Raw genomic sequence first — 20,556 nt, 5'->3', positions numbered from 1 at the left:
GGGCCGGCGGCCAAATATGCCGCCTTTACGTAGGCCGGACACATGCAAGCCGCCGACTATCGCGCATCGATCAAATAAGCCTCTTGCATCACGGGAGCCATCCACACATGCAGGTCTCGATGAGCGACGCGATAGTAGCCCAGTTCTCCGCTCCTGCGTCGTGTCCTGCGAAGAGAGCATTCTTCCGGTTCAATGCAATCGGCCTGATTGTCCGTTCGACGGTATTGTTGTCGACCTCGATCCGGCCGTCGGTCAGGAAGACACAGAGGCCATCCCAGTATTTGGCGATATAGGCCAGAGCTTCGCCGAGCGGCGACTTGCCAGCGACGCGGGCGCGATGATGCGTTAGCCAAGTTCGCAAGACGGCAATCAATGGCGCTGATCGTTCCTGTCGCCCAGCGAGGCGTGCGTCGGCGGGAAGACCGCGCAGTTCCGCTTCTATCCGATAGAGTTCGCCAATCCGCCTCATACCCTCCTCGGCAATCGGTGCCGAACCGCTGCGCGTGATCTCGACCAGCTTGCGACGAGCATGCGCCCAACAATAGGCAAGTTGGATGTCGGGACCGACACGTTCCGGTGCGATCAGGCGATTATATCCGGCGTATCCATCGACTTGAAGGATGCCTGTGAACCCTTGCAATATCCGCTCGGCATGGAGCCCGCCGCGACCTGGTGCATAGGTAAAGGCTACCCCTGGCGGCGCACCGCCACCCCACGGTCGATCATCACGGGCCAAGGCCCAGAAGTATCCGGTCTTGGTCTTGCGGGAGCCAGGATAGAGAACTGGCGCACGAGTCTCGTCCATGAACAGCTTCGTCGACCGCTTCAGGTCGGCGATGAGAGCGTCGAAGACCGGGCGAAGTTCGAATGCTGCCCGGCCGACCCAGTCGGCAAGAGTGGATCGATCAAGGTCGATGCCCTGTCGGCTCATGATCTGAGCCTGCCGATAAAGCGGCAGGTGATCGGCGTATTTGGAGACCAGCACATGCGCTATGGTCGCCTCGGTCGGCAATCCGGCGTGGATCAATCGTGATGGCGCTGGAGCCTGAGAAACGCCATCGGTGCAGGCACGACAGGCATATTTTCGACGGCGGGTGACGATGACACGGAACTGCGCGGGGATGACATCCAGCCGCTCGGACACGTCCTCACCGATGCAATGCAAGCCGCCGCCACAGTTGCAGATCAGGCTTTCCGGCTCGATGATCTCTTCGACACGAGGAAGATGGTCGGGAAGAGAGCCCCGATTGGTGGCGCGTGGTTTGGGTTGCGGCTTACCTGGAGCGCTGTCGGCCTCGTCTTCGGCATGGATCGCCGCAATGGCCGTTTCCAAGTCTTCCAGAGCAAGATCGAATTAATCGGGATCGGCCTTCTCGGATTTGCGGCCGAACGCTGCCTGTTTGAAAGCGGCGACCAGTTTCTCCAGCCGTTCGATCCGATCATCCTTGCGGACTTCACGAAGCTGCGACGCGATCAACATCGCCTTCAGGGCAGCAATATCGTCTGGAAGATCGACCGCGTCCAACATGGGGAAAGTCTATCAAATTACGTGTCGTATCACCGCCGGAATATGCGAACCGAGTCATCGTGACGCACCTACTCGATTGCCGTTGGCGCTCTTGTCTCAACGGAGCGGACCCGCCGCCAGTCGAGCCCAGCAAACAGCGCCTCGAACTGGGCATCCCCAAGGTCATCAGACCGTCCCGGATGTCTGGCCAAGTGAACGTGTGCTCCTCCAGCCGTTTGTAGGCCATCACCAGACCGCTGCCATCCCAGTAGATCAGCTTCAATCGGTCCGCCTTGCGTGATCGGAATACGAAGACAGTCCCCGTAAATGGGTCCCTATGCAGCTCGTTCTTGACCAGCGCGGCCAAGCCGTCGTGACCCTTGCGGAAATCGACGGGCTTAGTCGCCACCATGATCCGAACCCGGTTCGAGGGAAAGATCATGACGGAACCGCGCAGGCACGCGCGACAGCGGCGATCCGGGAGACGGACGCGCCTTCTTCCAACCGGATCGTGACAGCGCCGACGACGATCTCGGGACGGCTGGCTTTCTTGATGGGCGGCTCCGCAACGGGTGGATCGACGACAACTGCCGCGAACTCCACCGCATCCTCGGGTGCTGGCAGAACCAGCTTGCCCTGCCGTGCCATCGTCCGCCAGGTCGACAGGTGGTTCGGCTTCAGGCCATGTCGCTCTGCAACTTCATTGACCATCGCACCTGGTCGAAGGCTCTCGGAAACGATCTGCGCCTTGATCTCGTCCGGCCAGTGCCGATGCTGCTCACGCCCAGACTTCCTGGTCGTGAGAAACTCCAAAGTAGTCTCCATGGAGAAACTCCCGTTGCTCGTCCATGAAAAGCCGATCACAGATTACGGCGGACGGCGCTACGTGGGAGCGGAACAGCGCTTACGCCTTATCGATAGGGTGGGTCACATCTTTGACTGACCTGCCTTGGCTAGCAATTGGGGAGTGGATACGATTTCATCGCGAGTGGCGTTTCGAATGCGGGCAGAGTATCCAAGACAATGCTGGCAATGCAGAGCTGGCGCATACAAGCTGAACTCGGTGCAAATTGTTTAGGAAACGATCTCGAAAGATGGCGAGTAAATTTGATAGCTCTTCCGATATCCTGCCTGGCCTGAAAGACGACATTCTTTGGCTTATGATACTGATCTACAGCTTCAAGGTGAGGGCCAGGCTGGAGGGACTTGGGCAATGGTCACGAGAACACATGTGCATCGAGTTCATGCTGTTGGATAGCGCTGTCCGCGATATCGTGATGCGACTGACCGCGCTGGACGATGACACTAAAAATAACCGGTCATTCCAAACGCTGCTCAGCGCCCTGAGCCGGGAAAACGTACTCGATCCAAAGCGCTCTAAGGCGCTCAAAGTGAAAGTCAAAGGATACCGAGACGCGGTCAGCGAGTTGAAGGTAGGGCACAGAAACCATTACATGTCCCACGTGAACACCGACGCGTCCGTCGTACCTCGTGTCATTGATCGACCAGTCAAGTTTGACGCAGTAGCCTCTATGGCTGTGAACCTCATGGATGATTTGGCGGGCAGAACGCTTCAATACCATTTTAAAATGGGTAATCACGAGTCAATCAACCTCCGAGAGGCACTCCAGGCGGGGTGATAAGGGCGACCGCGACTTGCGGCAGCTGCTCTGCCCCCTGAGAATTGGACTGTTTGAAGTTGGAGTTTTCGGCTAACATTTTCCGGCAGGCGCTGCCGCATCGCCGAGGAGTCCGGGACTTCCTATGATGAGGCGGTAGGGGTGATCATGAAATCGCTCGGCGGCATTCCACCGGGGCGTCCCGCCGCGCCGGAAGAGGTCGCCGACCTGATCGCTTTTCTTGCCTCGGACCGCGCCGCCTCGATCACCGGGACCGAACATGTAATCGATGGGGGAACGTGCCGGTGACGTGAACACGGCCCCGCTGAACGATCCAACTGCGGTAGAAGCCAACGTAAATGCTGTATGCGCAAACGGCAGCTTTGTCCCACGAAGCAGTCATTGCCTCCCTTATAGCACAACTGCTTTGCTACCCGTAGTGGGCATGGCGGTCACCGGGCCTGCGGACGGAAACCTCGCATCCACTTAAACCGCAGTGATCCGTTGATGGAGGACCAGACCGAGATACGGTTCTTCTGCCATCTTCGTCAGGAGCATGGTAGTAGATAGCGGGCGATTATCGGATCAGCGTGAGGCACAGACTCGGCCCATAGGAGCGCGGGGCGGTCGGCATCAGCGTTCGCGGACTGACCAGAACCCGGTTGGGGGCAATGCAGGTAGAATAGGCCGGGAAGACAGATGCGCATGGCCTGAAACGCACGGCGACAGGCAAGGCCGGTGTTGCCCGTCTGGTCATCATGATGGGCCGCGAGATTGCCACGTCTCCGTTCAGCCCCCGTGTCTCGACCGCTCCAACCGCCTCTTCAATGGCCTGATCTGGCCGAAGAACAGCGCGATGCGCTTCAACCGCGTTAGCGCAACAGCGTCGTCACAACTTTCTTCCCCTGACGGCAGAGCCGCCATTCCGCGCGGAACAAGAAAGTTCCTCCTGTGCTGTCCAGCCCCCAAAGGGGGTGCGCCAGCGTTCGTCTCCGGCCGGTCGATCGCCATAGAGGCCGCAATGGTGCGGGCTCGGAAACGGAAAACGGAGACTTAAAATGGCAACCATCGGCACCTTCAAGAAGACTGATTCAAGCGACTTCACCGGCGAAATCGTCACCCTGAGCGTCAAGGCCAAAGGCGTGCGCATCGTTCCCGACCTGCGCGCCACCGGCGAGAACGCCCCCAGCCACCGGGTTCTGGTCGGCCGCGCCGAGATCGGCGCCGCCTGGTCCAAGCGCTCCAACGAAGGCCGCGACTATCTGGGCCTCAAGCTTGACGATCCGAGCTTCAACGCCCCGATCTACGCCAACCTCTTCGATGACGAAGAAGGCGACACCTTCTCCCTCATCTGGTCTCGCCCCAACGGTCGCCGCGGCGACTGAGGCGCGGCACAAAGGCCCCGACCGCAAGGTCGGGGCCTTTCTCATACCCGCAGGAAAGCCGTCACGCCAACCGCAACCGCTACACCCGGTTCTCCACCCGCGCGCCGGGCGTGCGGACGAACTCCTTCATATTGTTCGCCACCGCGATCAGCCCCTCGCTGCGGGCGTGTGCGCCGAGCTGCCCGTAATGGGCGGCCGCCTTGTCGCCCTGATATGAGAATGTCGCCAGGGTGTCTCCCATGCGATGCGCAACAGTTCTACCGAGAGATTCTTTAATCGATTGATCGTATTAGGCGATCCACTTATCGCGCTAGGCACGCTACCGCAAAGCCAGTCGATGCCGCAGCCTTTTCAGGTCGGACAAGGCCTAGTGCCGTTCGGCTTTGGGAGGACGCGCCATGCAGAGCATAGATTGGCGTACTCCGGCGGCCTATAAACGCATTAAAGACCTTCCGCCCGCCGGTTTTCGCCTGGGAATATCTTCGTCGTAACGAAGACTATCGCCATGACGTCAAGAGACTCGCGCAGAGGAGAGAACCCGCGGGAGAAGAGGTTGACGCCTTTGCTTCCCGCTGGGGGGTACGATTTCGCACACGACCCCGACGCGCAGCCTGACGGCGCACCGCCTTTCTGGTCGCCGCATTTCAATCCGCAGGCCATCATTCTGTCTCCGGTCGAGCAGAACGATGCCGATGGCGGGCGGCTTGTCGCTCTTGCACATCTTGATGGCCTGATCCTGCGCCGCGCGCCGGATGGCTGGCACGCAATCTGGCGTATCGGTGGAATGGAGCATCAATTCTGGCTGCCGCGGGGCTCGATCAATGCGGCAGCTTTCTACGCTGCAATCCTGCCCATGGACGAGTTCATGGAATTACGCGCCCATGCGGCCCGCCGCCTCTGGAGGTGCCTGACAGGCCGCTCTCCGGGGCCGGATATTCGCGCCATGCCAGCGCAGCTTCGGCAATGGCACCTTCTGTCGCTACGGGCGCTGGACGCACGGCTGCACGGCGAAAGCTATCGCGCCGTTGCCGAAGTCCTGCTCGGCTTCCGTGGCAACAAGGAAGACTTCGAGACTGATCCGCGCAAGAACAAGGCACGTCGTCTTGTTGCCCACGGTGTCAGGATGATGCGCGGCGGCTATCGGCTGCTTTTGCAATATCCGGTCAAACCCGCGCCGCGATCAAAAGGCGACTGAGGCGATCTCACCGATTCCTGTTTGCCGCAGCCTGTTCCAGTATTTGCCTGTAACCTTCCCGCGACAGCCATTGGGCGCGCTCCAGATGGCTCTGCCAGCATCGCCGGGTTCGCATCTCATCTGATGCCGGATCGCGGTGCAGAACAATTCGCGCCACTTCCTTCCAATCGGCTTCCTCGGACTTGGCGTCCAGAATACGCAGATAGGTCACAAAGTGCTGCTCGTCATAAGCGGTAATGACATGGCCGAACGGGGCTAGATCATCCACATCGGGGTCAATTTCGACAGGTGCTTTCACGGATATTCCCCTTCTTTCAGAAGAGTTTCCGCGGTTCGCCCCCGCAATAAAACTCTCTGACTCCTGGTGATCGGGGAGTTAGTAACCGTGACTAGACGGCCCCATGGCCTTTAGCTGGAAAGCCTGTTGCATACGCCACAGGCTCCCCGACCATAGGGTCAAGGAGTATGGTGCCGTCACGGCCGACACCAACCGCTAGTCAGGGGTTACTACGCCCCCGGAGCAGTGCGTCTGCTCCGTCTGTATTCATAGCCGAACTGCGTGCGGATGTCTTGGGCGAATCCGCATCGGCCTCGCTGAGTTGCTGAAATCTCACGTCTTTTCACGCTGACATAGCCCCTTTCGGGGGTGCCGTCTGCGTATAGGCGCAAATGCGGCACGCTACACGCCGCCGATCACTTCCCATGGTTCGCCATAGCGCGCCGCCGTCTCCGGCAGCCGCATCAACCTGACGAACCGGAGGTGATCTCATGGCCGAGCGCCGCAACACAGAAATGCCACCGCGCATGCTACGCACTCAGGAAGCTGCACGTTTCCTCGGTATTTCTCTTCGCACGCTGGAAAAGCACCGGACCTACGGGACCGGCCCGACCTATCGCAAAATCGGCGGCCGCGTCCTCTATACCGTCGAGGATCTTCAGTCCTGGGTCGACATCGGCGCACGCAAATCCACCAGTGACAAGGATGCCGGCACGGTCTTTCCGGCTCGCCCGCTGACACCTGAAGAGCGGAGCAAGCTCTGAATGCGGCGCGTCGATCACCCTGACGCCCTGCGGCGAGAAGGCGGCAGCGAGCGCAGCCACCTCGATCCCTTCGTGGTCGCAACCGGCGATGCCAGTCCGCGCGACCAGCGCGATCTGATGGAACGGCCTTTCTTCTCGCTGGCGAAGACGCCGCGCACGAAGCCCATCCTCTACAAGACCGCCGATGTCGAGGTGCAGGTGTTCGGCATGCCCGAACATGGAATGGCGACGATCTGGGATGCTGATGTGCTGATCTGGGCTGCAAGCCAGATCGTCGCCGCCGAAAACAACGGCATCAAGACATCCCGTTTCTTCCGCTTCACACCCTATCATCTGCTGCGCGCCATCGGCCGCGACACCGGAAACCGGCAATATCTGCTGCTGAAGGCAGCGCTTGCACGGCTGCAATCCACGGTCGTCGCCACGACGATCCGTAACGGCAAGCATTGGCGCCGCCGCCAGTTCTCCTGGATCAACGAATGGGAAGAGATGACCACGCGCGACGGGCGCGTAGAGGGCATGGAGTTTGTCCTGCCAGAATGGTTCTACAACAGCGTCCTTGACCATTCGCTGGTCCTCACCATCGACCCGGATTATTTCCGGCTGACAGGCGGTATCGAGCGCTGGCTCTACCGTGTCGCCCGCAAACATGCCGGACATCAACCGCATGGCTGGCTGTTCGAGGTTGCGCACCTTTACCAGAAATCCGGCAGCATGGCCCGGCCATCGGACTTTGCACTGGACCTGCGCCACATCGCGGCCCGCCAGCCGCTGCCCGGCTACAGGCTCAAGATCCTGCGCGAAGACCGCCGCGAACTGCTGCGAATCCGTCCTGAAAATCTATCCACAGTGCCTGTGGATAACATTGTGGATACCGTCGGTACATCAGGCGCAAAGGGCATCGGTACATCAGGCGCAGCACTATCGGCACATCAGGCGCACGAACCCCAGTTAAGTCTCTGGAACGAAAAGCAGAATCCGACTGCTAACTTAGAATCTAACGTAGAATCTAACTTTTCTTCTTTGACGCGCGCGCATGAAAGGCACGGTGCCAGTGCCACTTCCCGCCGACCTGGGCGGGGTACGCCATGATCGTCGCGCTCCTCAATCAGAAAGGCGGCGTGGGCAAGACCACGCTGGCGCTGCATCTTGCCGGAGCCTGGGCTGCGCAAGGCAAGCGGGTCATCCTGATCGATGCCGACCCGCAAGGCTCCGCACTCGACTGGTCGGAGCGGCGCAGCCATGAAGGGCTGCCAAGGCTGTTCACCGTCATCGGCCTTGCCCGCGATACCCTGCACAGGGAAGCGCCGGAACTGGCGCGCGACGCCGATCATGTCGTCATTGATGGTCCGCCCCGTGTCGCTGGTCTGATGCGCTCAGCGCTGCTTGCAGCCGATCTGGTGCTGATCCCGGTGCAGCCATCTCCTTTCGACGGCTGGGCATCAGCCGAGATGCTGGCGCTTCTGAACGACGCGCGCATCTATCGACCGGAGCTGTCCGCCCGCTTTCTGCTGAACCGATGCGGTGCGCGCACCGTCATCGCCCGCGAAACGGCCGAGACACTGGCGGACCATGATCCGCCCTTGCTGGCCACGATGGTCGGCCAGCGTGTCGCCTTCGCCGAAGCCGCACAGACCGGCAGACTGGTCTCGGAGACCGATGGCGGCGAACGGGCCGCACAGGAGGTCACAGCGCTGGCGGCCGAGATCGATGGCCTCGGTATCGGGAGGATCGTGCCATGACACGTCCACCCGTCAAATCCGGCTTCGCATCGCGTCCGGGCAATCCCGATAGCTGGGTCAGAACCGCCGATGCGCTGGCAACCGGCAACACGCCGACGCAGGCGTTCACCGCCCGTCTGACCATCGACATCGCGCCCGAACTGCGCGGGCGCATCAAGGTAGCCGCTTTCCGGCGCGGCGTCACCGTCGCCGTGATGCTGCGCGAGCTGCTCGTCCGCGAGTTTCCACCCAACGAAGGAGATCAGCCATGACCGGTAAAACCGTGCGTGCAGCGCATGAACATCCGCAGGCGGACGGGCCTGCACCGTTCACCACATTGGTCGAGCTGACCTTCCAGAAGAAGAAGGTCGAGCGATGGATACGCTTCGGCCGCAAGAGCTTTGAGCAGATCATCGACCGCCGCCGCAGTCTGATCGGTTTTGCGCCCGAAAGCATCTTCGCCTTCGTCCGCTGGGTCTCCAACGATTACGGCACCATCGTTTCGCGGCTCGACATCCTGCGCGCTGTCGGGCGTGGCGAACCGTACCAGACCGTGCCCTTCGTTCGTCCTGGCGGCGAGATCCTGCTGCGTATCGACGGCTGGCGACAAGTCCAGCGGGTGCTGGCCCTGATTGATGGCGTGGACGCGCTTGGCGTCGATCCGGCGGATGTTGCGCCGGACCATTGGCGGCACGTCCACAACCGTTTGAGTGCGGGTCAGGAGCCCAATCCCTATACCCCGGAGCGCCATGCTGCATGGGTCAGCCGCCGGAGGATCGCACCATGAGCCGCCGTCATATCCTCGCCGTGTCCATGCTGGCCGTCGGCACGCTTGTCGCCACGGCGGTTGCCGATCTGCCAACCCGACTGATCTGGAATGCGACTGCCAGCGCGCCCATCGGCTTCTACACGGTTGCTCCCGCCGATGCGCTCGAAGTTCCCGAGCTGGTCGCCATCATGCCGTCTGAGCCGCTGGAGCGGTTCATGGTCGAGCGCGGCTATATCGGACGCGGCGTGCCGCTGCTGAAGCGTGTCCTCGGCCTGCCGGGACAGCGCGTCTGCCGCAACGGTGCGACCATTACCGTCGATAGTGTCGAAATGGGGGACGCGCTGGAGCGCGACCGCATGGGCCGCGATCTGCCGGTCTGGCAGGGCTGTCGTATCATCGGCGACGGTGAACTCATCCTCATGAATTGGGACATCCGGGACAGCCTCGACGGCCGTTACTTCGGACCTGTTCCCGCCAGTTCCGTCATCGGCCGGGCGCTCCCGCTCTGGACCGATGGGGAAGGCGATGGTCGCTACGAATGGCGGGCGGCCACGCATTGAACCCACGCCGAAACCTCAACGACAGGAGATTTTTCATGACACAGATCGGATTGTTCACGCGCGATGAAACGGGCTTTTCCGGGCGACTCCACACGCTCACGCTCTTTCGTGAGCTTACCATCCTGCCAGCCGAGCATTCGGACGCCGAAAATGCGCCGGACTACCGTGTCCATCACGGTGCGGATGACGGTCCCGAGGTCGGCGCTGCATGGAGACGCACCGGCGAAAAGGCTGGCGAATATCTCTCGGTGCTGCTCGATGATCCCGCCTTGCCGCAGCCGATCCGCGCCAATCTCTTCCGCGACGACGATGCAGGCTCGTCATGGTCGCTGCACTGGAGCCGCCCGCGGCCCCGCGAAGATCGGGACTGAGATCATGCGATCCCGCGCACTTCTTCTCTTCACGGCCCTGCTGTCGGCTGGCAGCGGATTGACGCCAGTCATTGCGCAGGTCACGCCGCAACCCGCGCCTGTCACCGCGCATCCCCATGCTGCTTTCATTGCCGAGGCGTCACAGCGTTTCGGCATTCCAGAGCACTGGATTCGGGCCGTGCTGCGTGTGGAAAGTGCGGGCGATGTGCGCGCCATCTCATCTGCGGGTGCAATGGGACTGATGCAGGTCATGCCCGATACCTGGGCGGGCCTGCGCAGCCGCCATGGCCTCGGGCGCGATCCTTACGATCCGCGCGACAACATCCTCGCAGGTACGGCGTATCTGCGCGAGATGTGGGACCGCTATGGCGATGTCGCGGCCATGCTTGCCGCCTACAATGCCGGTCCCGGTCGCTATGATGAGCATCTGGCGACAGGCCGCACTTTGCCCGCAGAAACACGCGCCTATGTAGCCACGCTTGCACCTGTTCTTGGGCTTGCGACTGCGCCTGATGTGCCGACGATTGTGCCGCCGCCACCGCCGGATTGGCGCGAAGCTCCGCTCTTTGTTGCGCAATCCAGCGGCAATTCGGTTGCGGCCAATCAGCCGTCGAATGACGTCCGCGCAACCGTTCCTATGAGCGTTTCCGTCGATCAGGAACCGCAGGACGGCGGCATATTCGTGGCCCGTGCGAGCAATGGAGATGCGCCATGAGCATGGCGTCTCCACGCGCTTTCGGTCCGCTTCCGGTGTGCAGTCAGGCAAGGGGGCGCCTGGCTGCATTCCCGGCAGGAAGGGCAAAAAGGGCAGGGAAGGCGGAGGGCAAGATAAAGGAAACAGGCACCCTATCGGGCCGGTTTCTGGGCAAGCCCTTGTCTGCACACTGTTTTGGGGTGCCGCGCACGGCACCCTGCTTTTGGGCCTCGCGTGCCGCGATATGGCGTAGAGCCTTGGATTTGTTGGGTTTTGACCGGCACTACAGCCGATTATCAGCCTTTTGCGTGCCCAAACCGCGTGGGGTGCTCTCATGAGCGCCGACTACGAGAGCCGCTTTCGCCCGAGGCCAGGTCGGATCAAGTCCGACGTGCCGAAGGCGGGCAAGGCGAAGAGCTTTCTGACGCAGGCGAAGAAGCTGGCGCGTCAGCATAGCAACAGCCCCGGCAGATCATCATCATTCGCATCACGGACGTCCTCGTCGCCTTCATCTGGTTCGTCCGGAAAGAGCGGGAAGGCATCGCGGGCTGGCAAAGTTCCGGGCGTCAAGCGTGGCCGTGGCGCGGCCTTTGTCCGCGCCCGAGCCCTGTCGGGCGGCTGGCGTCACAGTGCGGCCGGCGTGCGCCGCGTCGTCGTCAAAACCCGGTACGTCCAGAGCGCGGGGAGCAATGGCAAAGGGGCTGCCCATCTGCGATATATCCAGCGAGACGGGACCTCGCGCGATGGCGAACGTGGCCAGCTCTATTCGGCGACCGATGATCGCGCTGATGGAGATGCCTTTCTTGATCGCGGCAAGGATGATCGCCACCAGTTCCGCTTTATCGTTTCCCCCGAAGATGCCGCCGATCTATCTGACCTCACCGAACACACCCGCGACCTGATGGACCGCATCGAGGTCGACCTTGGCACGAAGCTCGATTGGGTGGCGGTCAATCACCACAATACCGGCCATCCCCATGTCCATGTCATCGTTCGGGGCAAGGACGATCTGGGCGAGAACCTGGTCATCAATGGCGACTATCTCGCCAATGGTATTCGTGAGCGGGCAAGCGAGCTGACCACGCTGGAACTCGGCCCCGTGACCGAGATCGAGCAGAGCCGCAAGCTGTCTGCGGAAATCGATCAGGACCGCTTTACGCGCATCGACCGCACCATGACCGAGGAGGCCGACGAACGGCTCCTTGATCTGCGCCATGAACCGGCCGATGCACGCCGCCAGTTCAACCGCACGCTTCGCCTGCGCCGTCTCGCCAAACTGGAAAAGATGGGATTGGCCACGGAACATGCCCCCGGCGTCTGGGAACTTGGCGCGAAGATGGAGCCGGCGCTGCGTGAACTCGGAGAGCGCGGCGACATCATCCGCAACATGCACAAGGCGCTGAAGGCCGATGGGCAGGAGCGTGATCCGATGACCTTCCAGCTTCACGATGCAGCACCTGCGGTCCCCATCACCGGCCGCGTCGTGGACAAATATCTCACCGACGAGATGGGCGAGAAGCTGACGCTCGTGGTGGACGGCATCGACGGGCGAACACACCATATTCCCGGAATTGATCCGGCCCACGTCGAAGACGCCCGGATCGGCAGCATCGTGGAAGTCGGTCCCGCCGACACGGCGCAACGTCCCTCTGATCACACCATCGCTGTGATCTCGGAGAATGGTATCTACCGACCGAGCCGCCATCTGGAACAGGCGAAGTTCGAGGGAGGTGTGCCTGGCGGTGACTACAAAGGCTATGTCGATGCCCATGTCCGGAGGTTGGAGGCGCTGCGCCGCGCAGGGATCGCTGAGCGGATCGACGCTGACCAGTGGCGCATCCCCGATGACTTCGAGAGCCGCGCCACCGCCTATGATGCCGGTCGCAACCGGCAGGCCAGCATCCGTGTCGTCTCGACCTTCGATCTGGAAAAGCAGATCGGCGCCGATGGTGCGACCTGGCTGGACCGGAGACTGGTGACGCCGGACGCTTCGGATCTTTCCCCGGCTGGGTTCGGTCAGCAGGTACGCGAGGCGGTGGACCAGCGCCGTGAGCATCATATCGCACAGGGCGATGCCACCCGAGCGCGGGATGGCCGCATCTTCTATCGGCGCAGCCTTCTCGCCACGCTGCGAGAGCGCGAAGTCGCCCGCGTCGGTGCGGAAATGGGCGGGAGTAAGGGATTGCCGTTCCGTGCGGCTGCCGATGGCGAACATGTCAGTGGCAAGTTCACCGGGATCGCACAGCTATCGAGCGGCAAGTTCGCCATTGTCGAAAAGAGCCATGAGTTCACCCTTGTCCCATGGCGACCTGTCATCGACCGCCAACTTGGCCGAGAGGTTGCCGGAATTGTGCAGGGCGGATCAGTGTCGTGGCAGCTTGGACGGCACCGGGGCTTGGGATTGTAGGAGCTTCTGTTCAATCGCTTGCAAAACGTTTGCGCCACTTTTTCTTGTGCCGCACCAGCCGGTGCCAGGCGCATGACTTAAGCAGATTTAGCAGTCGGTGGATTTCGGATCGCAAAATACTGCGCCGGCGTGCTGCCGAGAGCCTTCTTGAACATCGTGATAAACGAATTCACGGAATCGTATCCCAGTGTCGCCGCAACATTCTGAACGCTCTCACCACTTGCGAGCTCACGAAGTGCGACAACCAGATGGAGTTGCTGTCTCCAACGTCCAAACGTCAGTCCTGTCTCCCGTATCAGCAGCCGAGCTAATGATCTGTCGCTCATCGCGACCCGGTTCCCCCAATCGCTCAGCGTGCTGCGATCGGAAGGCTCGGTTGTTAGAGCGTCTGCCATCGCTCGGATTTTCGGATGGCTGGAAATTGGCAGATTGAACCGCTCATGCGGCATCTGCACGAGTTCGTCGAGGATCACCCGCGCGATGCGGGCGGCATGGCTGTCGGCGTGATAGTCCGCACGCTCGCGAGCAAGCCGATCGACCATTTCGCGGATCATTGGGGAAACTGCCAGCGTGCAGCTGTTTTCAGGCAGTTTGGCAGACCCCGGTTCGACGAACAGATAGTTGAGCCGGGCATTGGCGGTTGCGCGTGCACTATGGGGCACGCCGCCCGGAATCCACACACCGCAATTGGGCGGCACGATCCAGATTTCGTTGCCCGCAGTGCAGGTAACAGCTCCGTGCAGAGCGAGGATCAACTGCCCCTTGCGATGTACGTGCAGAGGCACTTCCGCCTCATGATCCGCGAAGTCGAGCTTGTGGGCGACCGCAGGAAGTAGCGTCAGGTCGGGATCGAAAACGGAAACAGCAGATCGCGATAGCGACATGAGAATGGCCAATTTTAGGTATTTTATGTCAAGATATCGAATTTATTTGCTTTTGCAAATCGATCACAACTAGCGGCATGAACACCGCTAAGCTCATACCCCCCTTAAACAAGACCCTTGCAGCCATGGTCAAAGCTGGGACGAGCTTCCTGCGCACGCCCACCTTGAAGGCGGATGCGGATGCGATTCTGTTTTCGGCGAAGAGTTTCGCTGCGGCGATGCTGGCCTACTACATTTCGCTGCGGATCGGGCTTCCCAAGCCGTTCTGGGCCATCGTAACTGTCTACATCGTCTCACAGACATCCGCCGGGGCGTCCTTTAGCCGTGGTGTCTATCGCTTCGCCGGGACCCTGGTCGGCGCCATAGCAACGGTCGCGATCGTTCCCAACTTCGTGAACGATCCGATGGTGTGCAGCGTCGTGCTTGCGGCCTGGATCGGACTGTGCCTGTTTTTCTCGCTGCTTGATCGCACACCGCGCGCTTATGCCTTTGTTCTTGCCGGCTATACCGCAAGCCTGATCGGGTTCCCGAGTGTGCTTGATCCAGGCGCGATTTTCGAGACAGCGTCGGTGCGCGTTCAAGAAATCTCAATCGGGATTCTGTGCGCAGTCCTGATCCATCGCTACATCGTGCCGAAACGCATGACCTGCCAGTTCACCGGCAAGCTATCGGCCACGCTGCGGGACGCTCGTCGGCTGACAGGCGATGCACTGAGTGGAACACCCGGAGAAAACCGCCGAGACCGCCACCAACTCGCAGCGGACCTATTGGCAATTCAGGGACTTGCCACGCATCTACCCTATGATCCGGCGCCGACACCTCCACGTCAGATACTGCAACTTATCCATGACCGGCTTGCCCGCTTGCTGTGGCTCGCAGGCGAGATCGAAGACCGGATTGAGGCACTTCGATTAGGCGACAGCGATGCGCCCGGTGAGCTGATCGCCTTGGTCGGTGACGTCGGTGCCTGGGCCGCAAACGCCGAAACGGAAGAGCGGGAGGCTGCCACAGCCCAACTCATCGCGCACGCACGATCAGTCCAGAAGCGTTATGGCGCCGATGCTACGATGCCCGACGATAGGCTTGCAGCTAACCTGGCAGGTCATCTCGCCGAAATGGTCGGTCTGCTACAGGACTGCGACAGGCTGGAGCGGAACGTCGCAGCGACCGGGCGGTTGCGCGATGCCACGTCGCTTCATGGACCGAAGCGAGCGAAGGGCTATGTCTATCACCGCGATCCATGGATGGCGGGGCGCACTGCGCTCGGCGCGATCGTCGGCATTCTCATTGGCTGCGCCTTCTGGATCTGGACGGCCTGGCCGGAGGGCGGAATGGCCGTATCCATTCTTGGCGTCTGCTGCACCCTGTTCGGCAATTTCGATGCGCCTGTGCCGTTTGTTGTCAAGTATATCGTCGGCTCAATCTACGGGGTCTTAACCAGCCTCATCTACAGTTTCGTCATCCTGCCCCAGGTCACGGACTTCCGAGTTCTTGTCGCGGTGCTTGCGCCGGCGTTCCTGTTCGCCGGCTCTTTGCAGGCACGCCTGCCGACAACCTTCATGGCGCTCGGCATCACGCTGACTATTCCAATCCTTTCGGCTCTCGGTCCCTATTACACAGGCGAGTTCGCCACCTCACTCAACAGTGTGATCGCGCTGTTTGCTGCGGTCGGCTTCGGCGCCGTAAGTATGTCCCTGTTTCAGACCGTGCCGGTCGACGGAGCGATCAACCGCTTGCTTCGCTTGAGCCGTCGGGACGTTGGCCGACGCGCGCTTGGCGCTGCGCCTAACGAAGCGCGCTGGACAAGCCTGATGATTGATCGGACAGCCTTGCTGCTGCCAAGGTTGCGGCTGACCGGCAAAGCCTATCCAGATGTGCTCGACGACACGCTGAACCATCTTCGCATCGGGCATGTCACCGGACAGCTTCGCAAGACGATTCCGCAGATCAAAGGCGAGGCCAGCGTCGAACTAAGAGAGCTTCTATCAGTCATTGCCGGACGCTTCAGTGGCCGGACGCCGTCAACGCCGTCCGACCTCCTCGACCTCGATAAGCGGATAGAGACCTTGATCGAGAAGACGGCCGACAGCGTGCTCAGGAACCGCCTGCAGATTGTCGATCTGCTTATCGACCTGCGGTTCTCGCTTGGCTCTCAAGTAGATAGGAGGATCACGACCGATGATCGTTGATCTCAATATCGGCGGCGTCCTGATCCCCGGCCTTGTGGTTGTCGCGTTCGTCGCTCTGGTTGCCACCATGGCAGTGCTCCGCCTGCTTGCCGCCTCGGGTCTCAATCGCCGGTTCGCTTATCGGCCGCTGGTCGAACTCGCCACTTTTGTCATCATCTACGGTCTGCTCGTGCAGTACCTGCCATCGATCGGACTCCTGCCTTGAAACCTGTCCTATCCCTGCTTGGGCGCTATGCCCTGACCCTTTGCCTCGTCGCCGTCTCCGCTTTTATCGCGCTGAAGGTGTGGAACCACTACGAGCGGACGCCCTGGACCCGCGACGGACGGGTTGGCGTCGATGTCGTACAGATCGCACCGGAAGTCTCTGGCACCGTCAGCGCAGTTTCCGTTATTGATAATCAATATGTGCGTCGGGGCGACATCCTTTACGAGATCGACCCCGAACGGCTCAGGTTGGCAGTTTCGTTGGCTGAGGCTGAGGTCGAAGCCAAACGCCAGGATATGATCGTTCGTCAGGCGACGGCGCGGCGGCATGGCCAGCTCAAGGGCGTCGTCTCCCAGGAGGCGGTCCAGCAATCGAGTGGCGCGGCTGCGGTCGCCGGCGCCGCCTATCAGTCAGCGGTGGCGGCGCTCGATCTGGCCAAGCTCAATCTTGTCCGCTCGACTGTCCGCGCCCCGGTCGACGGTTATGTCACTAATCTGAGGCTTCGGCCGGGCGACTATGCGACGGCTGGTGTGACGAAGGTCGCCGTCCTCGACGCCGCCAGCTTCTGGATCACCGGTTATTTCGAGGAGACGAAGATCCGACAAATCCGCGTTGGCGACCAGGCTCACATCATGCTGATGGGTTTTGATCAGCCAGTCACTGGTCATGTCGAAAGCCTCAGTCGGGGAATCGAGAACAGCAACGATGCGCCCGGCCATCTCGGCCTGCCCAATGTGGCTGCAACCTTTTCCTGGGTGCGGCTTGCCCAGCGCATCCCGGTACGCATCAAGATTGATCGGGCGCCGTCCGGTGTGGAACTAGCGGCGGGTATGACGGCAACGGTTGAGATATTAGCCTCAGATGCTGAGGCAGGAACGAGAGAGCGGCCATGATGGCCATATCACTCGGCCGTTCCCTGTATACTGTCGAACTTCATGGCAGCGATAAACGACGTTCACGCGATATGCCAATACGGCGTTTCACAGCTACGACGCGCCCCAGGCGAACGTTCCAGAAGTTAGCGTTATTTGCAGCTTCGGAGAACTAGGGGCAAGAACACCTCGTCTATGATTTCTTCGATGCTTTTGTCAGAGAGAGGTTTGAGAGTCATTAGCATGTCATGACGCGCTAGCTCGATTGGTAACGAGGCAATTCGTGGGGTAATGCGTGCGAGGTCAATTTCACCACGATTTGCTCCACGCTCCAGGATCTCGGCAACCAGTCCATGTTCACCGATCCTGCTGGGAACATCGACAAAACTCAGGTTGTCCTTCAACAGGTCCTCACGCATATCAACGAGAATCCGCATCAAATGAGGTTGAGCTCGGTCTGAAAGCCGCTTCAGTAGCAGTACCATCTCGCTGCGGACGCTGCCCTGATCCGTAATCGAAATTGGGTTGAGGGCTACGTAGCGAGCTAAGGCCGCCATTACCAAGTCGTTTAAGCTTTTCCACCGACGATGGATCACTGGTCTGCTAGTGCCGGCTCGGCTCGCAACCGAATCCAACGTCAATCCACCATAGCCTTTCGCCGATAGCTCATCCCAGACAGCCTGAAGAATGGCTTCGTCCAACTCAGGGCCACGTCGTCTTTGCGCCTTTGTATCCATTACGACCTCAAAAATAAGATGCGAGCCGCATCTTGACTCTTGTGATATAGGATGCGACGTGTATCTTATATGCAGGAGCATGAGATATGTCAAAAGCAGATAGTTTTGCCGGCAATCGGCCCAAAGTTCTGATCGTCGGCGCCAGTATCGCTGGACCGACAGCCGCCTTCTGGCTTGTCCGCGCCGGCTTCGATGTGACCATCGTGGAGCAGGCGACAGAGCTGCGCCGCGGCGGAAACGGCGTGGATATAAGGTCCGAAGCCCTCGCCGTTGTCGAGAGAATGGGCCTCACATCTGCCGTTCGCGCCAAGGTGCTGAGAATCGAGGGCATGCGCTTCGTCGATCACCGCGATCGGGAACGCGCGAGAATGCCACTTGAGGCGATGGAACGGATGGTGGGTTCCGAGGATCTGGAGATCAAGCGCGGGGATCTGGCGGAACTGCTCTTCGATGCGACCAAGAATGACGTAAATTACATATTTGGCGAAACGATCAAAACCATCGAGCAAGATGAGGCCGCGGTGGATGTCACCTTCGCAAAGGGGCCGCCTCAACGCTTCGACCTGGTCATCGGCGCGGATGGGCTACATTCGAGCGTTCGTCGCTCCGTGTTCGGAGCAGAAGAAGAGTTTTTAAAATTCAAGCAGCACTATTTTGCTTTTCTGAACGTCGATCTTCCCATGGGGGAACACGGCTGGGTGACGTTTTACAACGAGCCTGGAAAATCCGCAGCAATCTTCCGTGCCGAGCCCGGACTTGGACAGATCAACTTCATGTTCCGCAGCGAGACTCCGCTCAGCTACGATTACCGCGATGTCGAGAAGCAGCGCGACTTGCTTCGCCAAGCCTTTACGGGTCTCGGCTGGCATGTACCTGCCTTGCTTGAGAAGACCGACAGCGCTCCCAATTTCTACTTTGATGCGCTCGCTCAAGTGCAGATGCCATCATGGTCGTCGGGGCGGGTGGTGCTCGTCGGGGATGCTGCATATTGCGCTTCACCTGCGTCAGGTGCGGGTGCACTTCTTGCATTAACCGGCGCTTACCGGCTAGCAGGAGAGCTGGCTACTCATGGTATTTCTTCCGCAGCCTTGTCAGGCTACGAAGCTGCCCAGCGCCCTTTGGTCGCGCAAAAGCAGAAGCAGCTATTTACAGGGTTATCTACGCCTCGCACCCGCCTGGGCATTATCACTCGCAACTGGCTACTGTCGCCACCGCTCAATGCGCTGATCTCAAGGATGCAGGGCAAGGACACGCCAGCCGATATCCACGAATACCGTTTTCCAACCGCCGTCTCGCGGCAACCGGAGGGTGCGACTGGACTTGCGACAGCGAGGTTGCCTTCTGGCCCGACTGAGCGCGTAGGCAGGGGTGCCGAACGTTGATAGGACTATATACTGCGAGGCGCGAAACCGCGCATACAATTGCGATAAGGTCCGGATTGGGCAGGCAGCGTTTCACCACGGACCACCCGTCGCGTATTGATGGAACATTGGTATCGCCGTGCCGTACTCGGCTTTTTTTCCTCTTGGCTATGCCCTTGCTTACAGCATGCACCTCCGTGCCTCTGAAAGAGGGCGGTACGCTAAGCTCGTACAGTCGTCTCAGTTCTGAGAAAGGCACCCTGTCTAAGCGGCGCACGTATGTTGACAGCGTAGCTCTATCACCATTGAGGACAGCTACGATCATTCCTGCGAGCTTTACCCATGATGCCGCCTCGCGAGTAGAATCCCTAGATGATCGCAGAATGGTTGCGAACATCCTCGATCGTGCGCTCTGTATATCGCTCAGCGATAGGTTTGACATGGTGCCTTACGGGCAGGGTTCCGACTTAAGCGTTCGTGCGGTCGTCACAGATATCGTGCCGACGGACACGGTTGCAGCAGGAGCATCCGCAGCGTTAACGCTCGGTACCGGTTTTGCGCTTCCAATAGCAGCTCCACGCCTGCCAATCGGGCTCGGCGGCATTGCCGTTGAAGCAGAAGCGGTTGACCACTCAGGCAATCAGGTCGCTGCGACAGTCTGGGCACGCGGAGCCAACTCGATTTCAAACACGCCGCGAGTATCCCAGGTTGGGGACGCTTACGCGTTAGCGGCAACCTTTGGGAACGAGTTCTCGAAACTCATAGTCGATGGCCAGGATGGAAACGGCCCCGGTCTCTCGCTGCCCTCGGCACATCGCGTTCAGTCCTGGTTTGGCGGCACACCCAAACACGCCGCGTGCGATACCTTTGGGCGTTCATCTGGTCTGGTTGGCTTGATCGCCAGTCGGTTTGGAGCGCCACCAAAGTGGACAGACAACCAAGCCCAACCAAGTGCATCAAAGTAATGGCTGTGCTGAAGGAACCTCGTGCATACGCCATCGCACCGTCACGAAACAATAAAGAGATCGAGCACATGTTG

The 20,556-nt window shown here is 60.2% G+C and carries 23 protein-coding genes and 3 pseudogenes; 19 read left to right on the top strand and 7 right to left on the bottom strand.

Going from position 1 to position 20,556, the window contains the following annotated elements:
• Positions 1–109: 109 nt before the first annotated feature.
• From tnpC to tnpA, 3 genes and pseudogenes are all read right to left on the bottom strand, one after another.
• Positions 110–1,528, bottom strand: a pseudogene (gene tnpC, locus MRBLMR1_RS13125) (IS66 family transposase); the annotation flags it as partial.
• Positions 1,529–1,596: 68 nt separating this feature from the next.
• Positions 1,597–1,949 (bottom strand): annotated as a pseudogene (tnpB, locus tag MRBLMR1_RS13120) (IS66 family insertion sequence element accessory protein TnpB).
• The gene (tnpA, locus tag MRBLMR1_RS13115) at positions 1,946–2,332 is read right to left on the bottom strand and encodes an IS66-like element accessory protein TnpA (RefSeq protein WP_500065013.1); all 387 of its coding nucleotides are present in this window, start codon (positions 2,330–2,332) and stop codon (positions 1,946–1,948) included. Before tnpA ends, tnpB begins: the two are co-directional and overlap by 4 nt.
• Before the next feature lie 269 nt (positions 2,333–2,601).
• Between tnpA and MRBLMR1_RS13110 the strand changes: the two genes are divergently transcribed.
• From MRBLMR1_RS13110 to MRBLMR1_RS13100, 3 genes and pseudogenes are all read left to right on the top strand, one after another.
• Positions 2,602–3,147, top strand: coding sequence for a hypothetical protein (locus tag MRBLMR1_RS13110; protein WP_500065011.1), 546 nt, complete (start codon positions 2,602–2,604; stop codon positions 3,145–3,147).
• A 144-nt stretch (positions 3,148–3,291) separates the two neighbouring features.
• Positions 3,292–3,435 (top strand): annotated as a pseudogene (locus tag MRBLMR1_RS13105) (SDR family oxidoreductase); the annotation flags it as partial.
• 749 nt (positions 3,436–4,184) lie between these two features.
• On the top strand, positions 4,185–4,511 hold the full coding sequence (locus MRBLMR1_RS13100) for a DUF736 domain-containing protein (protein ID WP_500065009.1): 327 nt from the start codon (positions 4,185–4,187) through the stop codon (positions 4,509–4,511).
• Positions 4,512–4,590: 79 nt separating this feature from the next.
• Here the strand turns inward: MRBLMR1_RS13100 and MRBLMR1_RS13095 are convergent, their stop codons facing one another.
• Positions 4,591–4,752, bottom strand: a complete 162-nt coding sequence (locus MRBLMR1_RS13095) for a hypothetical protein (RefSeq protein WP_500065007.1) — start codon at positions 4,750–4,752, stop codon at positions 4,591–4,593.
• Positions 4,753–4,922: 170 nt separating this feature from the next.
• Between MRBLMR1_RS13095 and MRBLMR1_RS13090 the strand changes: the two genes are divergently transcribed.
• Both MRBLMR1_RS13090 and MRBLMR1_RS13085 read left to right on the top strand, forming a co-directional pair.
• Positions 4,923–5,126 carry a transcriptional regulator domain-containing protein gene (locus MRBLMR1_RS13090; RefSeq protein ID WP_500065019.1) on the top strand — a complete coding sequence of 68 codons (204 nt, stop codon included), beginning with the start codon at positions 4,923–4,925 and terminating at the stop codon, positions 5,124–5,126.
• A complete protein-coding gene (locus MRBLMR1_RS13085; protein ID WP_500065005.1) occupies positions 5,065–5,706 on the top strand; it encodes a DUF2285 domain-containing protein in 642 nt (213 codons plus the stop codon). Before MRBLMR1_RS13090 ends, MRBLMR1_RS13085 begins: the two co-directional genes overlap by 62 nt.
• A 7-nt stretch (positions 5,707–5,713) precedes the next feature.
• Here the strand turns inward: MRBLMR1_RS13085 and MRBLMR1_RS13080 are convergent, their stop codons facing one another.
• Entirely contained in the window at positions 5,714–6,004 is a 291-nt protein-coding gene (locus MRBLMR1_RS13080) for a DNA -binding domain-containing protein (RefSeq protein WP_500065003.1), read from the bottom strand.
• 470 nt (positions 6,005–6,474) lie between these two features.
• Here MRBLMR1_RS13080 and MRBLMR1_RS13075 point away from each other — a divergent pair, with 470 nt between their 5' ends.
• The 9 genes from MRBLMR1_RS13075 (at position 6,475) to MRBLMR1_RS13035 (ending at position 13,269) form a co-directional block, all read left to right on the top strand.
• Entirely contained in the window at positions 6,475–6,747 is a 273-nt protein-coding gene (locus MRBLMR1_RS13075; protein ID WP_500065001.1) for a helix-turn-helix transcriptional regulator, read from the top strand.
• Positions 6,748–7,839: a replication initiator protein A gene (locus MRBLMR1_RS13070; protein WP_500064999.1), complete on the top strand. Its 1,092-nt coding sequence runs from the start codon at positions 6,748–6,750 to the stop codon at positions 7,837–7,839.
• Positions 7,836–8,489 (top strand): ParA family partition ATPase, encoded by a 654-nt coding sequence (gene parA, locus MRBLMR1_RS13065; RefSeq protein ID WP_500064997.1) that lies wholly within the window; start codon positions 7,836–7,838, stop codon positions 8,487–8,489. Before MRBLMR1_RS13070 ends, parA begins: the two co-directional genes overlap by 4 nt.
• Complete coding sequence (locus MRBLMR1_RS13060; protein ID WP_500064996.1) at positions 8,486–8,740, top strand: hypothetical protein; 255 nt, start codon at positions 8,486–8,488, stop codon at positions 8,738–8,740. The genes parA and MRBLMR1_RS13060 overlap by 4 nt, the downstream gene beginning before the upstream one ends.
• Entirely contained in the window at positions 8,737–9,255 is a 519-nt protein-coding gene (locus MRBLMR1_RS13055) for a DUF2840 domain-containing protein (RefSeq protein WP_500064994.1), read from the top strand. The genes MRBLMR1_RS13060 and MRBLMR1_RS13055 overlap by 4 nt, the downstream gene beginning before the upstream one ends.
• Positions 9,252–9,797, top strand: coding sequence for a S26 family signal peptidase (locus tag MRBLMR1_RS13050; RefSeq protein WP_500064992.1), 546 nt, complete (start codon positions 9,252–9,254; stop codon positions 9,795–9,797). The genes MRBLMR1_RS13055 and MRBLMR1_RS13050 overlap by 4 nt, the downstream gene beginning before the upstream one ends.
• A gap of 35 nt (positions 9,798–9,832) precedes the next feature.
• Positions 9,833–10,168 (top strand): DUF736 domain-containing protein, encoded by a 336-nt coding sequence (locus tag MRBLMR1_RS13045; RefSeq protein ID WP_500064990.1) that lies wholly within the window; start codon positions 9,833–9,835, stop codon positions 10,166–10,168.
• A gap of 4 nt (positions 10,169–10,172) precedes the next feature.
• The gene (locus MRBLMR1_RS13040) at positions 10,173–10,883 is read left to right on the top strand and encodes a lytic transglycosylase domain-containing protein (protein ID WP_500064988.1); all 711 of its coding nucleotides are present in this window, start codon (positions 10,173–10,175) and stop codon (positions 10,881–10,883) included.
• Between the two features lie 313 nt (positions 10,884–11,196).
• Complete coding sequence (locus tag MRBLMR1_RS13035; protein ID WP_500064986.1) at positions 11,197–13,269, top strand: relaxase/mobilization nuclease domain-containing protein; 2,073 nt, start codon at positions 11,197–11,199, stop codon at positions 13,267–13,269.
• A 77-nt stretch (positions 13,270–13,346) separates the two neighbouring features.
• On the opposite strand, the gene MRBLMR1_RS13030 is transcribed toward MRBLMR1_RS13035, so the two are convergent.
• A complete protein-coding gene (locus MRBLMR1_RS13030; protein WP_112524473.1) occupies positions 13,347–14,153 on the bottom strand; it encodes an AraC family transcriptional regulator in 807 nt (268 codons plus the stop codon).
• 125 nt (positions 14,154–14,278) lie between these two features.
• On the opposite strand from MRBLMR1_RS13030, the gene MRBLMR1_RS13025 reads away from it, so the two are divergent.
• Genes MRBLMR1_RS13025 through MRBLMR1_RS13015 form a run of 3 tightly spaced genes read left to right on the top strand, consistent with a single transcriptional unit; the run spans position 14,279 to position 17,440 of the window.
• The gene (locus MRBLMR1_RS13025; protein ID WP_500064983.1) at positions 14,279–16,342 is read left to right on the top strand and encodes an FUSC family protein; all 2,064 of its coding nucleotides are present in this window, start codon (positions 14,279–14,281) and stop codon (positions 16,340–16,342) included.
• Positions 16,332–16,547, top strand: a complete 216-nt coding sequence (locus tag MRBLMR1_RS13020; protein ID WP_500064981.1) for a DUF1656 domain-containing protein — start codon at positions 16,332–16,334, stop codon at positions 16,545–16,547. Before MRBLMR1_RS13025 ends, MRBLMR1_RS13020 begins: the two co-directional genes overlap by 11 nt.
• Positions 16,544–17,440, top strand: coding sequence for an efflux RND transporter periplasmic adaptor subunit (locus MRBLMR1_RS13015; protein ID WP_500064979.1), 897 nt, complete (start codon positions 16,544–16,546; stop codon positions 17,438–17,440). The genes MRBLMR1_RS13020 and MRBLMR1_RS13015 overlap by 4 nt, the downstream gene beginning before the upstream one ends.
• Positions 17,441–17,571: 131 nt before the next feature.
• Here MRBLMR1_RS13015 and MRBLMR1_RS13010 read toward each other — a convergent pair whose 3' ends face one another.
• Positions 17,572–18,156, bottom strand: a complete 585-nt coding sequence (locus tag MRBLMR1_RS13010; protein WP_112156118.1) for a TetR/AcrR family transcriptional regulator — start codon at positions 18,154–18,156, stop codon at positions 17,572–17,574.
• Positions 18,157–18,242: 86 nt separating this feature from the next.
• Between MRBLMR1_RS13010 and MRBLMR1_RS13005 the strand changes: the two genes are divergently transcribed.
• Both MRBLMR1_RS13005 and MRBLMR1_RS13000 read left to right on the top strand, forming a co-directional pair.
• Entirely contained in the window at positions 18,243–19,538 is a 1,296-nt protein-coding gene (locus MRBLMR1_RS13005; RefSeq protein ID WP_500064976.1) for an FAD-dependent monooxygenase, read from the top strand.
• A gap of 149 nt (positions 19,539–19,687) precedes the next feature.
• Positions 19,688–20,482: a DUF3313 domain-containing protein gene (locus tag MRBLMR1_RS13000; protein ID WP_500065017.1), complete on the top strand. Its 795-nt coding sequence runs from the start codon at positions 19,688–19,690 to the stop codon at positions 20,480–20,482.
• The last annotated feature ends 74 nt before the right edge of the window (positions 20,483–20,556 follow it).

The sequence above is a fragment of the Neorhizobium sp. LMR1-1-1.1 genome (assembly GCF_040675795.1).
GTDB lineage: Bacteria > Pseudomonadota > Alphaproteobacteria > Rhizobiales > Rhizobiaceae > Neorhizobium > Neorhizobium cellulosilyticum.
The sequence above is the reverse complement of the archived record's forward strand: the minus strand, read 5'-3'. Positions and strand labels throughout refer to the sequence as shown.